Here is a 16,727-nt window from a genome sequence, read left to right on the forward strand (position 1 = left end):
TAAATTCGTAGAGATAGTATTGTCAGCCAAGAAAGCGTTTAGTCTTACCAGGCAGCCCATTCGTCTGCGTTAAAGCCCACACTGACCTGGCCGCCCCGCTCAACAACCGGGCGTTTGATGATGGAGGTGTTCTCCAGCATGATCTGGTGGGCACTTTGGGCGCTCATGGTATCACGAACCTCGTCGGGAAGTTTTCGCCAGGTGGTGCCCCGTTTGTTGATCAGGGGCTCCCAGCCAATGGCATTTTCCCACTGGCTCAGCTTCTCGCTGCTCAGGCCGTCTTTCTTGAAATCGTGGAACTCGTAGGCGATGCCGTTTTCGTCCAGCCACTTGCGGGCTTTTTTGACGGTGTCGCAGTTCTTGATGCCGTAAATCTTCATGCTTTGAAACCCTTTACAAACTCCACAATTCGCTGCGCAGCCTCAACGCACTCCTCCAGCGGCGCCACCAGCGCCATGCGCACGCGATTTTCGCCGGGGTTGTGGCCATCGACAGTGCGGGAAAGATAGCGGCCGGGCAGTACGTGTACGTTCTGCCGGGCAGACAGTTCACGGGCGAAGGTTTCGTCATCCATGGGCGTTTCCGGCCAGAGGTAGAATCCTGCGTCGGGGAAATCTACGTTCATGACTTCGCGCAGGATGGGCACCACAGCTTCGAATTTCGCTCGGTAGGCGGCGCGGTTTTCCCGCACGTGGTCTTCGTCGCTCCAGGCGGCAATGCTGGCCAGTTGATTGTGAATGGGCATGGCGCAGCCGTGGTAGGTCCGGTATTTCAGGTAGCCGGCCAGCACGTCGGCATCGCCGGCGACAAAGCCCGAGCGCAGGCCTGGCAGATTGCTGCGCTTGGACAGGCTGTGGAACACCACGCAGCGTTTAAAGTCGTGGCGGCCGATGGCGGCGCAGGTTTGCAGCAGGCCTTCGGGCGGATGGGCTTCGTCCGGGTAGAGTTCGGAGTAGCACTCGTCGGAAGCGATCAGAAAATCGTGCCGGTCGGCCAGTTCGATCACTTTGATCAGGGTTTGCCGCGGAATCACCGCGCCACTGGGGTTGCCCGGCGAGCACAGGAACAGGATCTGGCAGTCTTTCCAGACCGATTCCGGCACCGCCTCGAAATCCGGAATAAAGCCATTGCTGACGTCGCAGGGCAGGTAAACCGGATCGGCCCCAGCCAGGAAGGCGGCGCCCTCGTAGATTTGGTAGAACGGATTAGGGCTCACCACTGTTGCCGGCTTGCTGGCATCGACCACGGCCTGCACCAGAGCGAAGATGGCTTCGCGGGTGCCATTGACCGGAAGCACGTGTCGGGCTGGGTCCAGCGTGCCGTCGGCGAGGTCGAAGCGGCGGCTGGCCCATAGGGCGATGGTCTCTCGCAGCTCGTCAATGCCTTTGGTCGTGGGGTAGTTGGCCAGCTTGTCCAGGTTGTCTGCAATCACCTGCTTTACGAAAGCGGGGGAAGGGTGCTTGGGTTCGCCAATGCCCAAGGAAATCGGTGCCAGGTGCGCCGGCGCGGTGATGCCCGCCTTGAGCCTGGCGAGTTTTTCGAAAGGGTAAGGGTGAAGCCTTTGAAGATCGGGGTTCATTGAATGTCGTCCAGCATGGTACAGAGGTCCTCTTGCAGGGCCTGGCATACGCTCGGGTCGCGGAGAGGTTCGCCGTGTTCATCGGTGATAAAGAACACGTCTTCTACCCGCTCGCCGAGGGTGGCGATTTTGGCGTTGGTCAGTCGCACCCGGTGTTCCAGCAACACCTGGCCAATCCGCGCCAACAGTCCCGGGCGGTCCGGAGTGATCACTTCCATCACGGTGCGTTGATTGATCGTGTCGTTTGAGAAGGTGACCTCGGTCGGGAATGCGAAGTGCTTCAGCTGTCTGGGTGTGCGCCGGTGGATGATGTCCGGGTAGTCTTCGGGATCGTCCAGCTCTTCGATCAGGCGTTTACGCGCTCGCTCTTTGCGGGCCGGATCAACGCCCAGGGGCTGGCCCTGTTCATCCAGTACGACATAAGAGCTGATGGAGTAGGGGCCTTCGCTGGAATTGATGCGCGCGTCTACGATGTTCAGATTCAGTTGCTCGAGCACCGCGGTGGTGGCGGCAAACAAGGCGACCCGGTCTTTCATGTAAATGATGATCTGGGAATAGCCGTCGGTGGGGCCACCACGGGTGTCGCGGATCAGTACCAGCGGGTCTGGATTGTCGCCATGGCGGATGATGGCGGCGGTTTGCCAGGCGATATCCACGGTGGAGTCCTGCAGGAAATATTCCTCGTCGACCGTGTCCCAGATCTTGTCGATCTGTTCGTTGGTCATGTTCTGGGCGTGCAGGATTTCCCGGGCTTCTTCGCGGGTGGCGTCAATCCAGGCCTGGCGGTCGACCGGGGTATCGATGCCTCGGCGAAGTGCCCGCTTGGCTTCGATATAAAGCTGGCGCAATAGTGAAGCGCGCCAGGTGTTCCAGAGTTTCGGGTTGGTCGCGCTGATGTCGCACACCGTCAGGATGTACAGGTAGTCCAGGTGCGCCTGGCTGGGCATGGCGCGGGCGAAGGCCTGGATAATGTCCGGGTCCGATATGTCTTTGCGCTGGGCGGTCATGGACATCAGCAGGTGGCTCTCCACCAGCCAGGACACCAACTGGGTATCCCGCTCACTCAGATGATGGCGCTCGCAGAAGGCTTCGGCGTCAATGGCACCGAGCTCGGAATGATCGCCGCCCCGGCCTTTGGCGACATCATGGTACAGCCCCGCGATGTACAGGGTTTCCATTTTCGGCAGCCGGTGTATCAGTCGTGATGCCAGCGGGTATTCGGTTCGGGCCTCGGCACTGGTCAGCCTGACCATGTTTCGTATCACCCGCATGGTGTGGGCATCAACGGTGTAGATATGAAAGAGGTCGTGCTGCATCTGGCCGATGATCTGGCCAAATTCCGGTAAATAGCGGCCCAGCACGTTGTACTTCTTCATGGCAGAGAGTGTCTGGTCCAGTGCGTGCGGTGTGCGCAGAAGTTCCATAAACAGGCTGGTCACCGCCAGATCCGCCCGGAAGGCATCGTCTATCAAGTGACGGTGGGCCCGGAGTGACCGGATAGTTGTCGCCCGGATGCCCTTGATTTCCGGGTGCTGCGCCATCAGTACGAAGATCTCCATGATGGCGTAGGGCGCGTAGGCAAATACCTGGTTATTGATGGCTTCTATATAGAAGTTGCGCATCTGGAATCGTTTGTTCAGCGGGCGAATCTCATCTTCATTCCCGCTGCCGATAATCGCTTCGTCGTAATACTGCAGAATCACGTCGGCCAGCTCGGCCAGTGCCAGAACGGTGCGGTAGTAGGACTGCATCATCAGCTCGACGCCGAGCCGCTTGCCTTCGTCTTTGTAGCCGAGCATCTCCGCCAGTGCTCGCTGGTGATCAAACAGCAACCGGTTTTCGTTGCGATCCGCAATCAGTTGCAAGCCGTAGCGAAGCTGCCAGAGAAAGGTTTCACCCTGATGCAGAATCTGGTGCTCTTCTTCGGTAAGAATGCTGAATCGTGCCAGGTCGGCGGTGCTTTGAAGGCCAAAATGGCGCTTGGTGATCCAGCCGATCGTTTGTATGTCCCGCAGAGCGCCGGGAGAGCCCTTAACGTTTGGCTCCAGGTTGTACTCGGTGTCGCCGTATTTGGTGTGCCGTTGTTGCTGTTCTTCCCGCTTGGCAACGAAGTAGTCTTTGTCAGACTTCACGTCGTCCGAATACACCTGTGTGCTTAGTGCCTCCCGGAGACTGTCTGGCCCGGCGATGGTGCGGGTTTCCAGCAAGTTGGTCAGGATCGTGATGTCCTCACGGGCTGCGGCGACGGATTCCTCCATGCTCCGAACGCTGTGGCCGATATCCAGCTTAAGATCCCAGAGCAGGGTAATAAAGGCCCCAAGGTCCTCTTGCGTGGCGCTATCCATACCGCCCATGTCACTTCGGGTAAGAATCAGAAGATCAATGTCAGAGTGTGGGTGGAGCTCGCCCCGGCCGTAGCCACCTACGGCAATGAGGGCGATATCGGACGAGCGGGAAAAAGGGTAACGATTCCAGATCAGTCGCAGAACGGTGTCTACCGTGCTGGCCCTGGACTGAACCAGGGCTCTGACATCCACGCCCTGGCGAAACGCATCGGCATCTGCGCTGTAGCTTTGCCGCAAAAGCTCTCTTGCAGCGAAAACCGGGGACGTGTCGTTACTGATGCGGGATTCCAGCTCGCTCCGATCCACTTAAAAGGACTCTTCCGATCGCTTGGTCAGAACTTCATGGCCATCGGCCGTCACCAGAATGGTGTGCTCCCACTGTGCCGATAGCTTGTGGTCCTTGGTGACCGCTGTCCAGCCATCGGCCAGCAGCTTGGTGTGGTATTTGCCCTGATTCAGCATCGGCTCGATGGTGAAGGTCATGCCTTCTTTTAGCTCAACGCCGGTGCCAGGCTTGCCGTAATGCATCACCTGCGGCTCTTCGTGGAAGACTGCGCCAATGCCATGGCCGCAATAATCCCGAACCACCGAATAACGGTGTTTTTCTGCATGCTGTTGAATGACATGACCGATGTCGCCCAGGCGCGCGCCGGGTTTTACCAGCTCAATTCCTTTATAGAGACACTCCTGGGTGATCTGAATCAGCCGCTCGGACCCTGGCTTGGGTTTTCCGACGACCCACATCTTGCTGGTATCGCCGTGGTAGCCATCTTTAATGACGGTCACGTCGATGTTGATCACATCGCCATCTTTCAGAACTTTTTTGTCTGACGGAATGCCATGGCACACCACATGGTTGACCGAGGTGCAGATCGACTTCGGAAATCCCTTGTAATTGAGCGGGGCTGGAATCGCCTGCTGCTCGTTAACAATGTAGTCGTGGCAGATGCGGTCGAGCTCTTCGGTGGTTACGCCGGGCTTGACGTGCTCGCCGATCATCTCGAGAACGTTCGCCGCCAGCCGGCCGGCTACGCGCATCTTTTCGATTTCTTCGGGGGTCTTGATTGATACCTGCATCGGGCTTCCTGTTGATTTGCATCAAACCCGCATTTTAAGGGGCTGAAGGACAAGGTACAAGGAAGCTCTTTGGTAAAAGTAATGGCGTTGTGGCGGCGCAATATGATATAAACGCGCCCGCCGAAAACGAAATCGGCAAATTCACACACGTGTCAGCACGTTGTCCCAGGGTGCCGGCTCCTGCTTTAAGGAGTCTGGTTGGGGCAATTGGATGCGTGGAGGCCTAACCCGAAGCTAAAAGGTAACTATCATGGCTCAGGTAAATATGCGTGACCTGCTCAAAGCAGGTGCTCACTTTGGACACCAAACCCGTTACTGGAACCCGAAGATGGGTAAGTACATCTTTGGTGCCCGCAACAAGATTCACATCATCAACCTTGAGCAGACTGTTCCTGCCATGAATCAGGCGCTGGATTTCATTCAGCAGCTGACAGAAAGCAAGAACAAGATCCTGTTCGTTGGCACCAAGCGTGCTGCGGCCAAGATCATCAAGGAAGAAGCCCTGCGTTCAGGCCAGCCCTACGTCAACCATCGCTGGTTGGGTGGCATGCTGACCAACTACAAAACCATTCGTCAGTCTATTCGTCGTTACCGTGATCTGGAAGCTCAGAGCAAAGACGGTACTTTTGACAAACTGACCAAGAAAGAAGCCCTTGAGCGTACCCGTGAGATGGACAAGCTTGAGCGTTCTATCGGCGGTATTAAGGATATGGGCGGCCTGCCGGACGCACTGTTCGTTATCGACGTGGACCACGAGCGTATTGCCATCAAGGAAGCCAACAAGCTGGGCATCCCTGTTATCGGTGTGGTTGATACCAACAGCGATCCGGACGGCGTTGATTACGTGATCCCGGGTAACGACGACGCTATCCGCGCTATCCAGATCTACGTTCAGGCTGTTGCTGATACCTGCATGGAGTCTTCCCAGTCTGCCGGCGGCGCTGACGAGTTTGTTGAAGTTAGCGAAGATGCCCAAGGCGCTGCTCCAGCTGCCGAGTAACATTTGAGCGTAACGCTCTGGCTGTAAGGTATGCCCGCCTGTTTATCCGGGCATACCTCCCCACCGAATTCGGAACCGATTAAGAGGACTGAACATGGCTGCAATTACCGCTGCAATGGTCAAAGAGCTGCGTGAGCGCACCGGCCTTGGCATGATGGAGTGCAAGAAAGCACTGGTTGAGGCTGAAGGCAGTGTCGACGCTGCGATCGAAGAGCTGCGCAAGTCATCTGGCCTGAAGGCTGCCAAGAAAGCTGGCCGTACCGCCGCTGAAGGTGTGTCTCTGGTTAAAGTATCTGACGACAAGACCGTTGCTTTTATTCTGGAAGTGAACTCTGAAACAGACTTCGTTGCCCGTGACGATAACTTCATGAACTTCGCTAACGACATCCTCGAAGCAGCGTTCGCCAAGGGCGAGACCGATGTTGCTGCGCTGATGGCAGGCGAGCTGGAAGGCAAGCGTGAAGCGCTGGTTCAGAAGATCGGCGAAAACGTGACCGTACGTCGTATCGTTAAAGTAGAAGCGCCGGTTGTGGGTGGCTATGTTCACAGCAACAACAAGATCGCTTCTGTTGTGGCTCTGACCGCCGGTACCGAAGAGTTGGCCCGTGACATCGCTATGCACGTTGCCGCTGTTAACCCGCGCGTTGGTCAGCCGGACGAAATGCCTGCTGAAGAGCTGGAAAAAGAAAAGGAAATCATCCGCGCTCAGCCGGATATGGAAGGCAAGCCTGCCGAAATCGTTGAAAAGATGATGGGCGGCCGTATCAAGAAATTCCTGGCTGAAAACAGCCTCGTTGAGCAGCCTTTCGTGAAAAACCCTGACCAGAAAGTGGGCGATCTGATCAAGTCTGCCGGTGGCGAACTGGTTAGCTTTGTCCGCCTGGAAGTGGGCGAAGGCATTGAAAGAGAAGAAGTGGATTTTGCCGCTGAAGTGGCTGCTGCCGCTGGCACAGGCAAGGCCTGATCCGTCTTCTGAGCGCTGTTGCTGAGGGTAACGGCGCTTACCTGAGTCTGCCACGTTAGCCGGGTTTTCCCGGCTTTCGTGGCGGGCTTGTATCTGAGATACCCCTTTTCGTTCGGGTGAAAGCGAGGGGTATGTCAGATACAGGCCTGCAACGGGTTTGATACCGGATAGCCAACAGACGAGAAGGGGACCACCATGCCGACATCTTCAAAAAACCAGCCCAGATACAAGCGCGTTCTGCTGAAGCTCAGTGGCGAAGCCCTGATGGGCGACCTTGGTTTCGGTATTGACCCTAAAGTTCTCGATCGGATGGCTCTTGAAATAGGTGCCCTGGTTGGCATTGGTGTTCAGGTTGGCCTGGTTGTTGGTGGTGGAAACCTGTTCCGTGGTGCAGCCTTGAGTGCCGCAGGTCTTGATCGGGTTACCGGTGATCATATGGGTATGTTGGCCACCGTTATGAATGGCCTGGCCATGCGGGATGCGCTGGAACGTTCCAATATCCGCACCCGCGTGATGTCTGCCATCCCGATGAGTGGTATCGTTGAGCACTACGACCGCCGCAGAGCGGTTCGCGATCTCAAGGAAGGTGATGTCGTGATTTTCAGTGCCGGTACCGGCAACCCGTTCTTCACCACAGATTCCGCAGCCTGCCTTCGTGGCATCGAGATCGAAGCCGATGCAGTTCTTAAGGCGACGAAGGTAGATGGTGTTTACAATGCGGATCCCCATCTTGACCCCAGCGCTGTAAAATACGACTACCTGACCTACGATGAGGTTCTGGACAAGAAGCTTGGTGTGATGGATCTGACCGCTATCTGCCTGGCCCGTGATCATGGTATGCCACTGCGGGTTTTCGATATGAGCCAGCCCGGCGTTCTCACCCGCATTGTGACCGGTGAGAAAGAAGGCACACTGATTGAGTAACGAATTGAGGATTCTGACGTGATTGACGATATCAAAACAGACGCCGATAAGAAGATGCAGAAGAGCCTTGAGGCTTTGCATTCGGCTTTCAACAAGATTCGGACGGGCCGCGCCCACCCCGCTATCCTGGATAGCGTAATGGTGAATTACTATGGCCAGGAGACGCCGCTGAAGCAGGTGGCGAGTGTCAACGTAGAAGACAACCGCACATTGCTGGTGGCGCCCTGGGAAAAGAACCTGGTGCCGACCATTGAGAAAGCGATCATGATGTCTGACCTGGGCTTGAACCCGTCAAGCAATGGTGACGCGATTCGTGTGCCCATGCCGATGCTGACCGAAGAAACCCGTAAGGAAATGGTCAAGCAGGCGAAAGCCGATGCCGAGCAGGGCCGTGTTTCTGTTCGCAGCGCCCGTAGGGATGCCAACAGCATGCTGAAGGATATGCTGAAGGATAAGGAAATCAGCGAAGATGACCTGCGTCGTGGTGAGGAAGAAATCCAGAAGCTGACCGATAAATACATCGCTGAAGTTGAGAAGATGCTGAAAGCGAAGGAAGAGGACCTTATGGCGGTGTAACCGCCGGTCTATTCAGAAGCAGAATGAGCGGTGGTTGGAAGTGCCACCGCGCAGAGGATTTCATGACGGGACAAGTAACCGCAGAGATTCCGGTGGAGGCAAACAGTCGTCCCCGGCACGTGGCCATTATCATGGATGGCAATAATCGCTGGGCGAAAGCGCACCGGTTAAAAGGAGTTGCGGGCCATAAGGCCGGCGTGGATGCGGTAAAGGCCGTTGTTGAAACCTGCGCCAAGCAGGGCGTGGAAGTGCTTACCCTGTTTGCCTTCTCCAGTGAAAACTGGCGCCGGCCGAAAGACGAAGTCTCGGCGCTGATGCGGCTATTCCTGATCGCTCTCGAGCGGGAAGTTCGCAAACTCCACCGCAACAATATCCGGCTCCGTATTATCGGGGACCGATCAGCGTTCAATCCTGCACTGCAGGATCACATGGAAAAAGCCGAAGCGCTCACGGGTGACAATACGGCGATGACCTTGGTGATTGCGGCGAACTATGGCGGGCACTGGGACATTACCCAGGCAACGCGGGCCGTGGCTGAAAAAGTTCGTTCGGGCCAACTTGAGCCGTCGGGTATAACGGACGATTTGATTCAGCAACACCTTAGTATTGGCGATCTCCCCATGCCTGATTTACTGATTCGCACAGCTGGCGAACAGCGCATCAGTAATTTCCTGTTGTGGCATTTGGCGTATACCGAATTCTACTTTTCCGAGGTGTTCTGGCCGGACTTCAAGGCTGAAGAGATGCTGAAAGCACTGGACGCCTATAGTCATCGCCAACGCCGATTTGGTCAGACTGACGACCAGATTGCCACCCGCGTAACAAAACAATAACGATATAGCGATTAATCACGTGCTTAAAACCCGAATTATCACTGCTCTTATCCTGGCCCCGATTGCGATTGGCGGCATTTTCTTTCTTCCGCCTCTGGGTTTTGCCTTGTTTACCGGCGCGATCATTGTCCTCGGTGCCTGGGAATGGGCCAACATGTCAGGCATTGAAGGGCAGCCTGGCCGTGTGTCCTACGGTATTGCCGTGGCCGTGTTGCTGGCCTTGATATGGCAGCTCAAACTGCCCTCGGTTGCGGTACTCTGGCTTGCGCTGGGTTGGTGGTTGGTGTGTTTCTGGCTGGTTCGCCGCTATCCGGCGGGCTCTGAATCCTGGGGCTCCGTACCGGCCAGAGCGGTAATGGGGCTGTTTGTACTCCTGCCAGCCTGGGTTGGCCTGAATCATCTTCGTACCGGAGTCTTCCAGTTTGGTGATACCGCCAATAACCTGCTGGTTATTCTGTATGTCTTCCTGCTGGTATGGGTGGCCGATATCGGCGCCTACTTTGCGGGTCGGGCGTTCGGGAAAGCCAAGCTTGCGCCAAGAGTCAGCCCCGGTAAATCCTGGGCCGGTGTTTGGGGTGGCCTGGTGGCGGTTGGTTTGCTGGCCCTGGTAGCCAGCCTTCTGGTCGCAGCCAGTGCCCAACAAACCCTGTTGCTGATCCTGGCCAGTTTGTTTACTGGCCTGGTGTCTGTGTTGGGCGATCTTCTGGAAAGCATGCTGAAGCGCTTCCGTGGTATCAAGGACAGCAGTCAGTTGTTGCCGGGTCACGGCGGGATTATGGACCGAATTGATAGCCTCACCGCAGCCATTCCGGTTTTTGCGTTGATCATTACCTTGCTTGGCTGGCTGACAACGGGCAGCTTGTCTTTATGAGACAGCGGAGTGTTACGGTTCTTGGGGCAACAGGCTCCATAGGCCTGAGTACGCTGGACGTGATTCGCCGTCACCCGGATCGGTTTGCGGTTTATGCGCTGACTGCTGGAACCCGGGCTGCGGAAATGGCGGGTCTGTGCCGCGAGTTCAGGCCGGTCTTCGCGGTGATGGCGGACTCTGATGCGGCTCGGGAGTTGGCGGAGCGGCTGGTTGATCTGCCGGAGATTGAGGTGCTTAGCGGCGAGGCCGGGCTGTGTCAGGTTGCCGCGGCAAGTGAAGCCGATACGGTCATGGCTGCCATCGTGGGTGCAGCAGGGCTGGCGCCAACGCTGGCGGCCGTTCGCGCAGGTAAACGGGTTTTGCTGGCCAACAAAGAAGCGTTGGTGATGTCCGGAAAACTGTTCATGGATGCCGTGGCAGAATCCGGCGCTGAGCTGCTCCCCATTGATTCAGAACACAATGCAATCTTCCAGTGTATGCCAGCAGATAAGGTACGGAGCCCTGTGGCTGCCGGCATTACCCGTATCCTGCTGACCGCTTCGGGTGGGCCGTTTCGTACTTTTTCTGCTGATCGATTGCGTTCGGTTACACCGGCCGAGGCCTGTGCTCATCCCAACTGGTCCATGGGGCAGAAGATTTCGGTAGATTCAGCAACCTTGATGAATAAAGGGTTGGAGTTGATCGAAGCCTGCTGGCTGTTCAATACGTCGCCAGAGCAGGTTGAAGTGCATGTGCACCCTGAAAGTATCATCCACTCCATGGTGGAATATGCCGATGGCTCCGTTCTCGCCCAGATGGGCAGCCCGGATATGCGAACGCCTATAGCGAATGGACTGGCCTGGCCAGAGCGGATAGCGGCGGGCGTTGCGCCTTTGGACCTGTTTGCCATTGGTCGCTTTCATTTTGAGCGCCCCGACCGGCAGCGTTTTCCGTGCTTGCGACTGGCGGCAGAAGCGTTTGCCACAGGCGGAACAGCGCCGGCTGTGCTGAATGCGGCTAACGAAATTGCCGTAGCGGCTTTCCTGGACGGCAAACTGGGTTTTACCGATATTCCCGTGATTATTGAGCGAACGCTGGCAGCCACAGAAGTGTCAGAGGCTGACAGTTTCGATACCATTTTTGTGAAAGACGCAGAAGCCCGCGAACGGGCAAGGGAACAGATCAGCCTGCTGTCTGTCTGATCTCCGGGCAGAATCTCGTTAAGCTGGCCCCAAGCCACATACCGGAAACTCTATGCAGATAATTCAAAGCGTTCTGGCACTAGCACTGACCTTGGGTATCCTGGTGACTCTGCACGAGTACGGGCACTTCTGGGTGGCGCGTCGTTTCGGCGTCAAGGTGCTGAGGTTTTCCGTCGGTTTCGGCAAGCCGTTGTACTCCTGGTATGACCGCCACGGCACCGAGTTTGCCATAGCGGCGATTCCACTGGGTGGCTACGTCAAAATGCTGGATGAGCGGGAAGGCCCGGTTCCAGATGAATTGAAAGACCAGGCTTTTACCTCCAAACCACCGTACCAGCGAATTGCCATAGCCGCGGCAGGCCCGGTGGCTAATTTCATGTTTGCGATCCTTGCCTACTGGTTGATCAGTGTGGTGGGTGTGACAACGGTGGCGCCGATTGTCGGCGCCGTGGCGCCGGAAAGCGTGGCGGAGCGCGTTGGTTTGCAGGAGGGGATGGAAATCCACTCGGTTGATGGTCATCGGGTCACGTCCTGGCGGGACATCAACATGCGGCTGCTGGAACGCGCTGGCGAGCAGGGGCAGGTTATTCTGGACGTTTCCCGCGATGACTCCCGTGGTGTTGTCTCCGGGGCGTTAAACGGTTGGACCCTGAGCAAGGACACGCCAAACCCGCTGGCAGAATTTGGCATAACCCCATGGCGGCCGGATGTGCCTGCCATTTTAGGGCAGGTAAACACGGATGGCCGGGCTATGGCCGCGGGCCTGCAGCCCGGTGACCGGGTGCTGGCGTTGGATGGTGAGCCGGTTGCGGATTGGTTCGCACTGGTTGATCACATTCGTAACGCGCCCGAGCAAGCTCTGGTGCTCACCGTAGAGCGTGATGGACAGCCTCTGGATATTCCGGTTACTCCGGCATCCCGGACTCTGGATGATGGCCAGGTGATCGGGTTTGTTGGCGCCGGTGTTGAAGCCATTTCCTGGCCGGACGAGTTGCTGCGTGAGGTACGCTACGGGCCATTGGCTGCCATTCCCAATGCGGTACACGAAACCTGGGCCGATACCCGCCTGACGCTGGTGGCCATCAAGAAGATGGTGACCGGGCTGCTTTCGCCCACCAACCTGAGTGGCCCGATTACCATTGCAAGGGTCGCCGAGGCGAGTGTCAGTTCCGGGTTTGAAGACTTTGTTCGTTTTCTGGCCTACCTCAGTGTGAGCCTTGGCGTGCTTAATTTGCTGCCGGTGCCTGTTCTGGACGGTGGCCATATTGTTTATTACACCATCGAAGCCATTCGCCGAAAGCCTTTGTCAGAGAGGGTTCAGGAGTTCGGATTACGAATTGGTATGGCTTTGATCCTCACTTTAATGGTGTTTGCTCTTTACAACGACCTGATGCGGTTGTGAGAATTGCGGGCTCCTTACCGCACATTAACCAGGCGATATAACTGAATGAGACGTTCTCTTCTAGCTGTAGCTGTTGGCCTCGCAATGACCGCAACCGGTATGAAGCCAGCGCTGGCGGACGAATTCACCGTTGCGGATATCGAGGTAGAAGGCCTTCAGAGGGTATCCGCTGGTTCGGTGTTCTCCGCATTCCCGGTCAATATTGGTGAGCAAATTGATGAAACTCGCCTGGCCACGGCCATCAAAGACCTTTTTCGCACGGGTTTGTTTACCGACATCGAAGTCAGTCGTGATTCCGGTGTCCTGATACTCTCGGTCAAGGAGCGGCCTTCCATTTCATCCATTGAAATCGAAGGCAACAAGAACATCGAAACCGACATGCTGATGGATGCCCTGGCCAGCGCCGGCCTGGAAGAGGGGCAGGTGTTTCGCCGGGCGACTCTCGAACGTCTGGAGCTTGAAATCCTGCGCTCATACATTGCCCAGGGACGTTACAACGCGAGGGTCAAAGCCTCCGGTGAAGAGCAGCCTCGTAATCGCGTAGCTGTCCGTCTGGATATCAACGAAGGCAGCGTAGCGGCCATTCAGCACATCAATATCGTTGGCAACGAAGATTTCAGTGACGATGAGCTCACCGACCTGTTTGAACTGCGTAGCAGCAGTTGGTGGAACTCACTCACCAGCAAAGACAAATACGCCCGGGAAAGGCTCAGTGGTGACCTGGAGACCCTTCGTTCGTTCTATCTGGATCGCGGCTACCTCGACTTCAGTGTGGAATCCAGTCAAGTTTCGATCTCCCCGGACAAGCAGCAGGTGTTTATTGCCATCGCTCTGAACGAAGGGCCGCAATATACGATTTCCGATATCCAGTTGCGTGGCAACTTGATTGTCGAAGAAGAGGAACTGCGGAAGTTCATTCCGGTAAAAGGGGGCGATGTGTTTTCCCGCGCCCAGATGACCGCCATTTCCGAGGCGCTGTCGTTCCGCCTTGGTCGCGAAGGCTATGCCTTTGCCAGTGTGAATGCGGTTCCGGAACCCGGTGAAAACAATACCGCTGCGGTGACCTTCTATGTAGAACCGGGTAAACGGGCCTATGTGCGCCGGGTTAATTTCAGCGGCAACGTGTCCACCAAAGATGAAGTGCTGCGTCAGGAAATGACCCAGATGGAAGGTGGCGTTGCGTCTTCAGACCGGATTGAATTTTCCAAGACCCGCCTTGAGCGCATGGGCTTCTTCCAGACCGTTGATGTGGAAACGGTGCCCGTGCCGGGAACAGATGATCTGGTGGATGTGAACTACAGCGTTCAGGAGCAGCCCACCGGCAGCTTGTCTGCGTCAGTTGGTTTCTCCCAGAATTCCGGTGTGATTCTTGGCGCCTCGGTGTCGGAAAACAACTTCTTTGGCAGCGGTAAGCGTGTGTCGTTTGGTGTGAACTTCAGCGATTCCGTAAAAAGTGCCAACGTATCCTATATGGACCCTTACTTCACCGTTGACGGTGTCAGTCGCGGGTTCAGCCTGTTCGCCCGTGAAACCGACTACGAAGAAGAAGACATCTCGTCCTACCTGCTGGATGAGTACGGCGCCCGGATGACGTTTGGTTACCCGACCGATTCGATCACGCGATTGAACTTTGGCGTGGGCGTTACCCGGTCTGATATCAAGAAAGGTATCTTCTCGGCCCAGGAAGTTGAGACGTTCATTGACGAAGAAGGCGATTCCTTTACCAACTACTTCCTGTTTGGCAGCTGGCGGCGGAGTACACTGAACCGTGGCGTGCTTCCGACCGATGGCTACAGCCACTCGCTGTCGCTGGACGTGGCGGTGCCTGCCAGCGACCTGACGTTCTACAAGGCCAGCCATAGAACCGATTTTTACTATCCGTTGGTGGACACCCACAACTGGGTCGTCCGCGCCCGAACGGAAGTCGGTTATGGTGATGGTTATGGCGACCGTACCCAGATGCCGTTCTTTGAACACTTCTACTCGGGTGGTTACGGCTCAGTACGGGGCTACCGCGCAAACTCTCTGGGTAACAGGGCAACAAACCGGGTGGGTGACAGCTCAGACCCTGATCCATTTGGTGGTAACTTTCTGGCTGAAACCGGCCTGGAGTTAATTTTCCCGACGCCGTTTGCCGGTGATTCACGGAGCATGCGCACGTCATTCTTCCTGGATGCAGGCCAGGTGTTCGATACCGAGCGAGGCTTCGATCCCGAGCTCTCGGAAGTTCGTGCCTCAGCCGGTGTCAGCTTCCAGTGGATCACCGCCGTTGGCCCCCTTGCATTCAGTCTGGCCAAGCCGCTTAATGACAAACCAGGTGACGATACTCAGGTGTTCCAGTTCTCTCTGGGGCAAACCTTTTGATGCGTAATACAAAAAAACAAAGGATGAAACAAAGGAGATTTCCGATGACCCGTATTTCAGCTGTGATTGGCGCCCTGTTGCTGGCCTTTTCATTTCAGGCCATGGCAGAGACCCGTATTGGTGTTGTAGATCTGCGCCAGGCGCTTTTCTCATCAAACGACGCTCAGGCCTTCAGTGATCAGTTGCAGAAGGATTTTGCCGGCGATGAGGCCAAGGTGCGTGATGCGCAGGAAGCTGCCCGTAAACTGAAGGACCGCCTCGAGAAAGACGGTTCCATGATGAACGAAAACGAGCGGAACAAACTGGCGACCGAATTCCAGGAAAAGGTACAGGAATTCAATTTTCTGAAGCAGCGCCTGGACGCCACGGTTTCCCAGCGCAAGCAGCAGTTTCTTGAGAACGCCCGTCCGGAAGTGGATGTTGCGGTAAAAGAGTTGCTCGACGAGCACAACCTGGACCTCATACTTCCCAGTGAAGCTGTGGTTTACGTGAAGCCGGAAATGAACCTGACGTCTCAGCTGCTCGACAAACTGAACAAATAACAAGCAAGGCCTCCCCGGCCCAGGTGTTTGGAGAATACAATGGCACAGAAGTCCTACCGTCTGCAGGAGATTGCCGATGCGTTGGGGGCCAGCCTCCGGGGAGATCCGGATGTCCGGGTGACCGGCCTGGCCACATTGCAGGCTGCCGGCCCCGGCCACATCAGCTTTCTGGCGAATCCCTCCTACGGCAAGTACCTGAAAGACACGAAAGCTGCGGCGGTGATTGTCTCTGAGGCGGCGGCAGAGCAAGCTCAGACCAACGTCCTGTTACTGGACAACCCCTACCTGGGGTACGCTCGCCTCAGCCACTGGTTTGACCCGACGCCTATGGCGCCTGAAGGCGTCCACCCCACGGCTGTTATTGACCCCAGTGCGACTGTTTCACCGTCTGCCAGCATCGGCCCCCACGTGGTTGTTGAGGCGGAGGCCTGTATTGGTGAGCAGGTCGTAATAGGTGCCGGTTCCTGTATTGGTGCCCGGTCCCGTATCGGGGATCATTCCGTACTCCGCCCCCGGGTAACCCTGGCCCACGATGTGGTGATTGGGCAGCGCTGCCATATTCTCAGTGGTGCGGTTATCGGTTCTGATGGTTTTGGCTTCGCTAACGAAAAAGGCGTGTGGCATCGCATTGCGCAACTGGGTGGTGTAACCCTGGGCGATGATGTGGAAGTTGGCGCCAACACCACCATCGATCGGGGAGCGCTGGACAGCACTGTTATTGGCAATGGCGTGAAACTGGATAATCTGATCCAGGTTGGCCACAACGTCCAGATAGGTGACCACAGCGCCATGGCCGCTATGGTCGGCATTGCCGGAAGTACCCGGATTGGCAAACACTGTGTGTTCGGTGGTGCTTCGGTGGTAGCGGGTCACCTTGATATCGCAGATCAGGTGCACCTGACCGGCATGACCATGGTCACCAACAACATCAGTGAGAGCGGGGTGTATTCCTCGGGTGTTATTGCGGATACCAACCGGCAATGGCGAAAGAATGCCGTCCGCTTCCGGCAGCTGGATGCTCTGGCGCGGCGGATCATAGATCTGGAAAAGAAATCAGAGGGCTGAGGCC

15 protein-coding genes are annotated in these 16,727 nt (G+C 56.4%); 11 read left to right on the forward strand and 4 right to left on the reverse strand.

What is annotated here, in order from left to right:
• Positions 1-44 precede the first annotated feature (44 nt).
• The 4 genes from QPL95_RS09745 to map are packed head-to-tail and all read right to left on the reverse strand — an operon-like array spanning position 45 to position 5,001.
• Positions 45-380, reverse strand: a complete 336-nt coding sequence (locus QPL95_RS09745; RefSeq protein WP_303290789.1) for an ArsC family reductase — start codon at positions 378-380, stop codon at positions 45-47.
• Positions 377-1,579, reverse strand: a complete 1,203-nt coding sequence (dapC, locus tag QPL95_RS09750; protein ID WP_303290790.1) for a succinyldiaminopimelate transaminase — start codon at positions 1,577-1,579, stop codon at positions 377-379. Before dapC ends, QPL95_RS09745 begins: the two co-directional genes overlap by 4 nt.
• A complete protein-coding gene (locus tag QPL95_RS09755; protein WP_303290791.1) occupies positions 1,576-4,230 on the reverse strand; it encodes a [protein-PII] uridylyltransferase in 2,655 nt (884 codons plus the stop codon). The genes dapC and QPL95_RS09755 overlap by 4 nt, the downstream gene beginning before the upstream one ends.
• Positions 4,231-5,001 carry a type I methionyl aminopeptidase gene (gene map / locus QPL95_RS09760; protein ID WP_303290792.1) on the reverse strand — a complete coding sequence of 257 codons (771 nt, stop codon included), beginning with the start codon at positions 4,999-5,001 and terminating at the stop codon, positions 4,231-4,233.
• A gap of 250 nt (positions 5,002-5,251) precedes the next feature.
• On the opposite strand from map, the gene rpsB reads away from it, so the two are divergent.
• From rpsB to lpxD, 11 genes are all read left to right on the forward strand, one after another.
• Positions 5,252-6,001: a 30S ribosomal protein S2 gene (gene rpsB, locus QPL95_RS09765; protein ID WP_303290793.1), complete on the forward strand. Its 750-nt coding sequence runs from the start codon at positions 5,252-5,254 to the stop codon at positions 5,999-6,001.
• 94 nt (positions 6,002-6,095) lie between these two features.
• The gene (tsf, locus tag QPL95_RS09770) at positions 6,096-6,965 is read left to right on the forward strand and encodes a translation elongation factor Ts (protein ID WP_303290794.1); all 870 of its coding nucleotides are present in this window, start codon (positions 6,096-6,098) and stop codon (positions 6,963-6,965) included.
• A gap of 195 nt (positions 6,966-7,160) precedes the next feature.
• Positions 7,161-7,889, forward strand: coding sequence for a UMP kinase (gene pyrH, locus QPL95_RS09775; RefSeq protein WP_303290795.1), 729 nt, complete (start codon positions 7,161-7,163; stop codon positions 7,887-7,889).
• Between the two features lie 18 nt (positions 7,890-7,907).
• Positions 7,908-8,465 carry a ribosome recycling factor gene (frr, locus tag QPL95_RS09780; protein WP_303290796.1) on the forward strand — a complete coding sequence of 186 codons (558 nt, stop codon included), beginning with the start codon at positions 7,908-7,910 and terminating at the stop codon, positions 8,463-8,465.
• Positions 8,466-8,527: 62 nt separating this feature from the next.
• The gene (gene uppS, locus QPL95_RS09785; RefSeq protein ID WP_303290797.1) at positions 8,528-9,298 is read left to right on the forward strand and encodes a polyprenyl diphosphate synthase; all 771 of its coding nucleotides are present in this window, start codon (positions 8,528-8,530) and stop codon (positions 9,296-9,298) included.
• A 19-nt stretch (positions 9,299-9,317) separates the two neighbouring features.
• The gene (locus QPL95_RS09790; protein ID WP_303290798.1) at positions 9,318-10,169 is read left to right on the forward strand and encodes a phosphatidate cytidylyltransferase; all 852 of its coding nucleotides are present in this window, start codon (positions 9,318-9,320) and stop codon (positions 10,167-10,169) included.
• On the forward strand, positions 10,166-11,350 hold the full coding sequence (ispC, locus tag QPL95_RS09795; RefSeq protein WP_303290799.1) for a 1-deoxy-D-xylulose-5-phosphate reductoisomerase: 1,185 nt from the start codon (positions 10,166-10,168) through the stop codon (positions 11,348-11,350). Before QPL95_RS09790 ends, ispC begins: the two co-directional genes overlap by 4 nt.
• Before the next feature lie 52 nt (positions 11,351-11,402).
• Positions 11,403-12,752 (forward strand): RIP metalloprotease RseP, encoded by a 1,350-nt coding sequence (gene rseP, locus QPL95_RS09800; protein ID WP_303290800.1) that lies wholly within the window; start codon positions 11,403-11,405, stop codon positions 12,750-12,752.
• A 45-nt stretch (positions 12,753-12,797) separates the two neighbouring features.
• Entirely contained in the window at positions 12,798-15,116 is a 2,319-nt protein-coding gene (gene bamA, locus QPL95_RS09805; RefSeq protein WP_303290801.1) for an outer membrane protein assembly factor BamA, read from the forward strand.
• 44 nt (positions 15,117-15,160) lie between these two features.
• Positions 15,161-15,658, forward strand: coding sequence for an OmpH family outer membrane protein (locus tag QPL95_RS09810; RefSeq protein WP_303290802.1), 498 nt, complete (start codon positions 15,161-15,163; stop codon positions 15,656-15,658).
• Between the two features lie 39 nt (positions 15,659-15,697).
• Positions 15,698-16,723, forward strand: a complete 1,026-nt coding sequence (gene lpxD, locus QPL95_RS09815) for a UDP-3-O-(3-hydroxymyristoyl)glucosamine N-acyltransferase (RefSeq protein ID WP_303290803.1) — start codon at positions 15,698-15,700, stop codon at positions 16,721-16,723.
• The last annotated feature ends 4 nt before the right edge of the window (positions 16,724-16,727 follow it).

The organism is Marinobacter sp. SS5-14b (assembly GCF_030541005.1).
Taxonomy (GTDB): Bacteria; Pseudomonadota; Gammaproteobacteria; order Pseudomonadales; family Oleiphilaceae; genus Marinobacter.

Excerpts from the sequence above, each read along its gene's own strand:
- lpxD (WP_303290803.1), top strand. The coding sequence starts at position 15,698 with ATGGCACAGAAGTCCTACCGTCTGCAGGAGATTGCCGATGCGTTGGGG.
- rpsB (WP_303290793.1), top strand. The coding sequence starts at position 5,252 with ATGGCTCAGGTAAATATGCGTGACCTGCTCAAAGCAGGTGCTCACTTT.
- bamA (WP_303290801.1), top strand. The coding sequence starts at position 12,798 with ATGAGACGTTCTCTTCTAGCTGTAGCTGTTGGCCTCGCAATGACCGCA.
- rseP (WP_303290800.1), top strand. The coding sequence starts at position 11,403 with ATGCAGATAATTCAAAGCGTTCTGGCACTAGCACTGACCTTGGGTATC.
- QPL95_RS09810 (WP_303290802.1), top strand. The coding sequence starts at position 15,161 with ATGACCCGTATTTCAGCTGTGATTGGCGCCCTGTTGCTGGCCTTTTCA.
- ispC (WP_303290799.1), top strand. The coding sequence starts at position 10,166 with ATGAGACAGCGGAGTGTTACGGTTCTTGGGGCAACAGGCTCCATAGGC.
- uppS (WP_303290797.1), top strand. The coding sequence starts at position 8,528 with ATGACGGGACAAGTAACCGCAGAGATTCCGGTGGAGGCAAACAGTCGT.
- QPL95_RS09745 (WP_303290789.1), bottom strand. The coding sequence starts at position 380 with ATGAAGATTTACGGCATCAAGAACTGCGACACCGTCAAAAAAGCCCGC.
- tsf (WP_303290794.1), top strand. The coding sequence starts at position 6,096 with ATGGCTGCAATTACCGCTGCAATGGTCAAAGAGCTGCGTGAGCGCACC.
- pyrH (WP_303290795.1), top strand. The coding sequence starts at position 7,161 with ATGCCGACATCTTCAAAAAACCAGCCCAGATACAAGCGCGTTCTGCTG.
- dapC (WP_303290790.1), bottom strand. The coding sequence starts at position 1,579 with ATGAACCCCGATCTTCAAAGGCTTCACCCTTACCCTTTCGAAAAACTC.
- map (WP_303290792.1), bottom strand. The coding sequence starts at position 5,001 with ATGCAGGTATCAATCAAGACCCCCGAAGAAATCGAAAAGATGCGCGTA.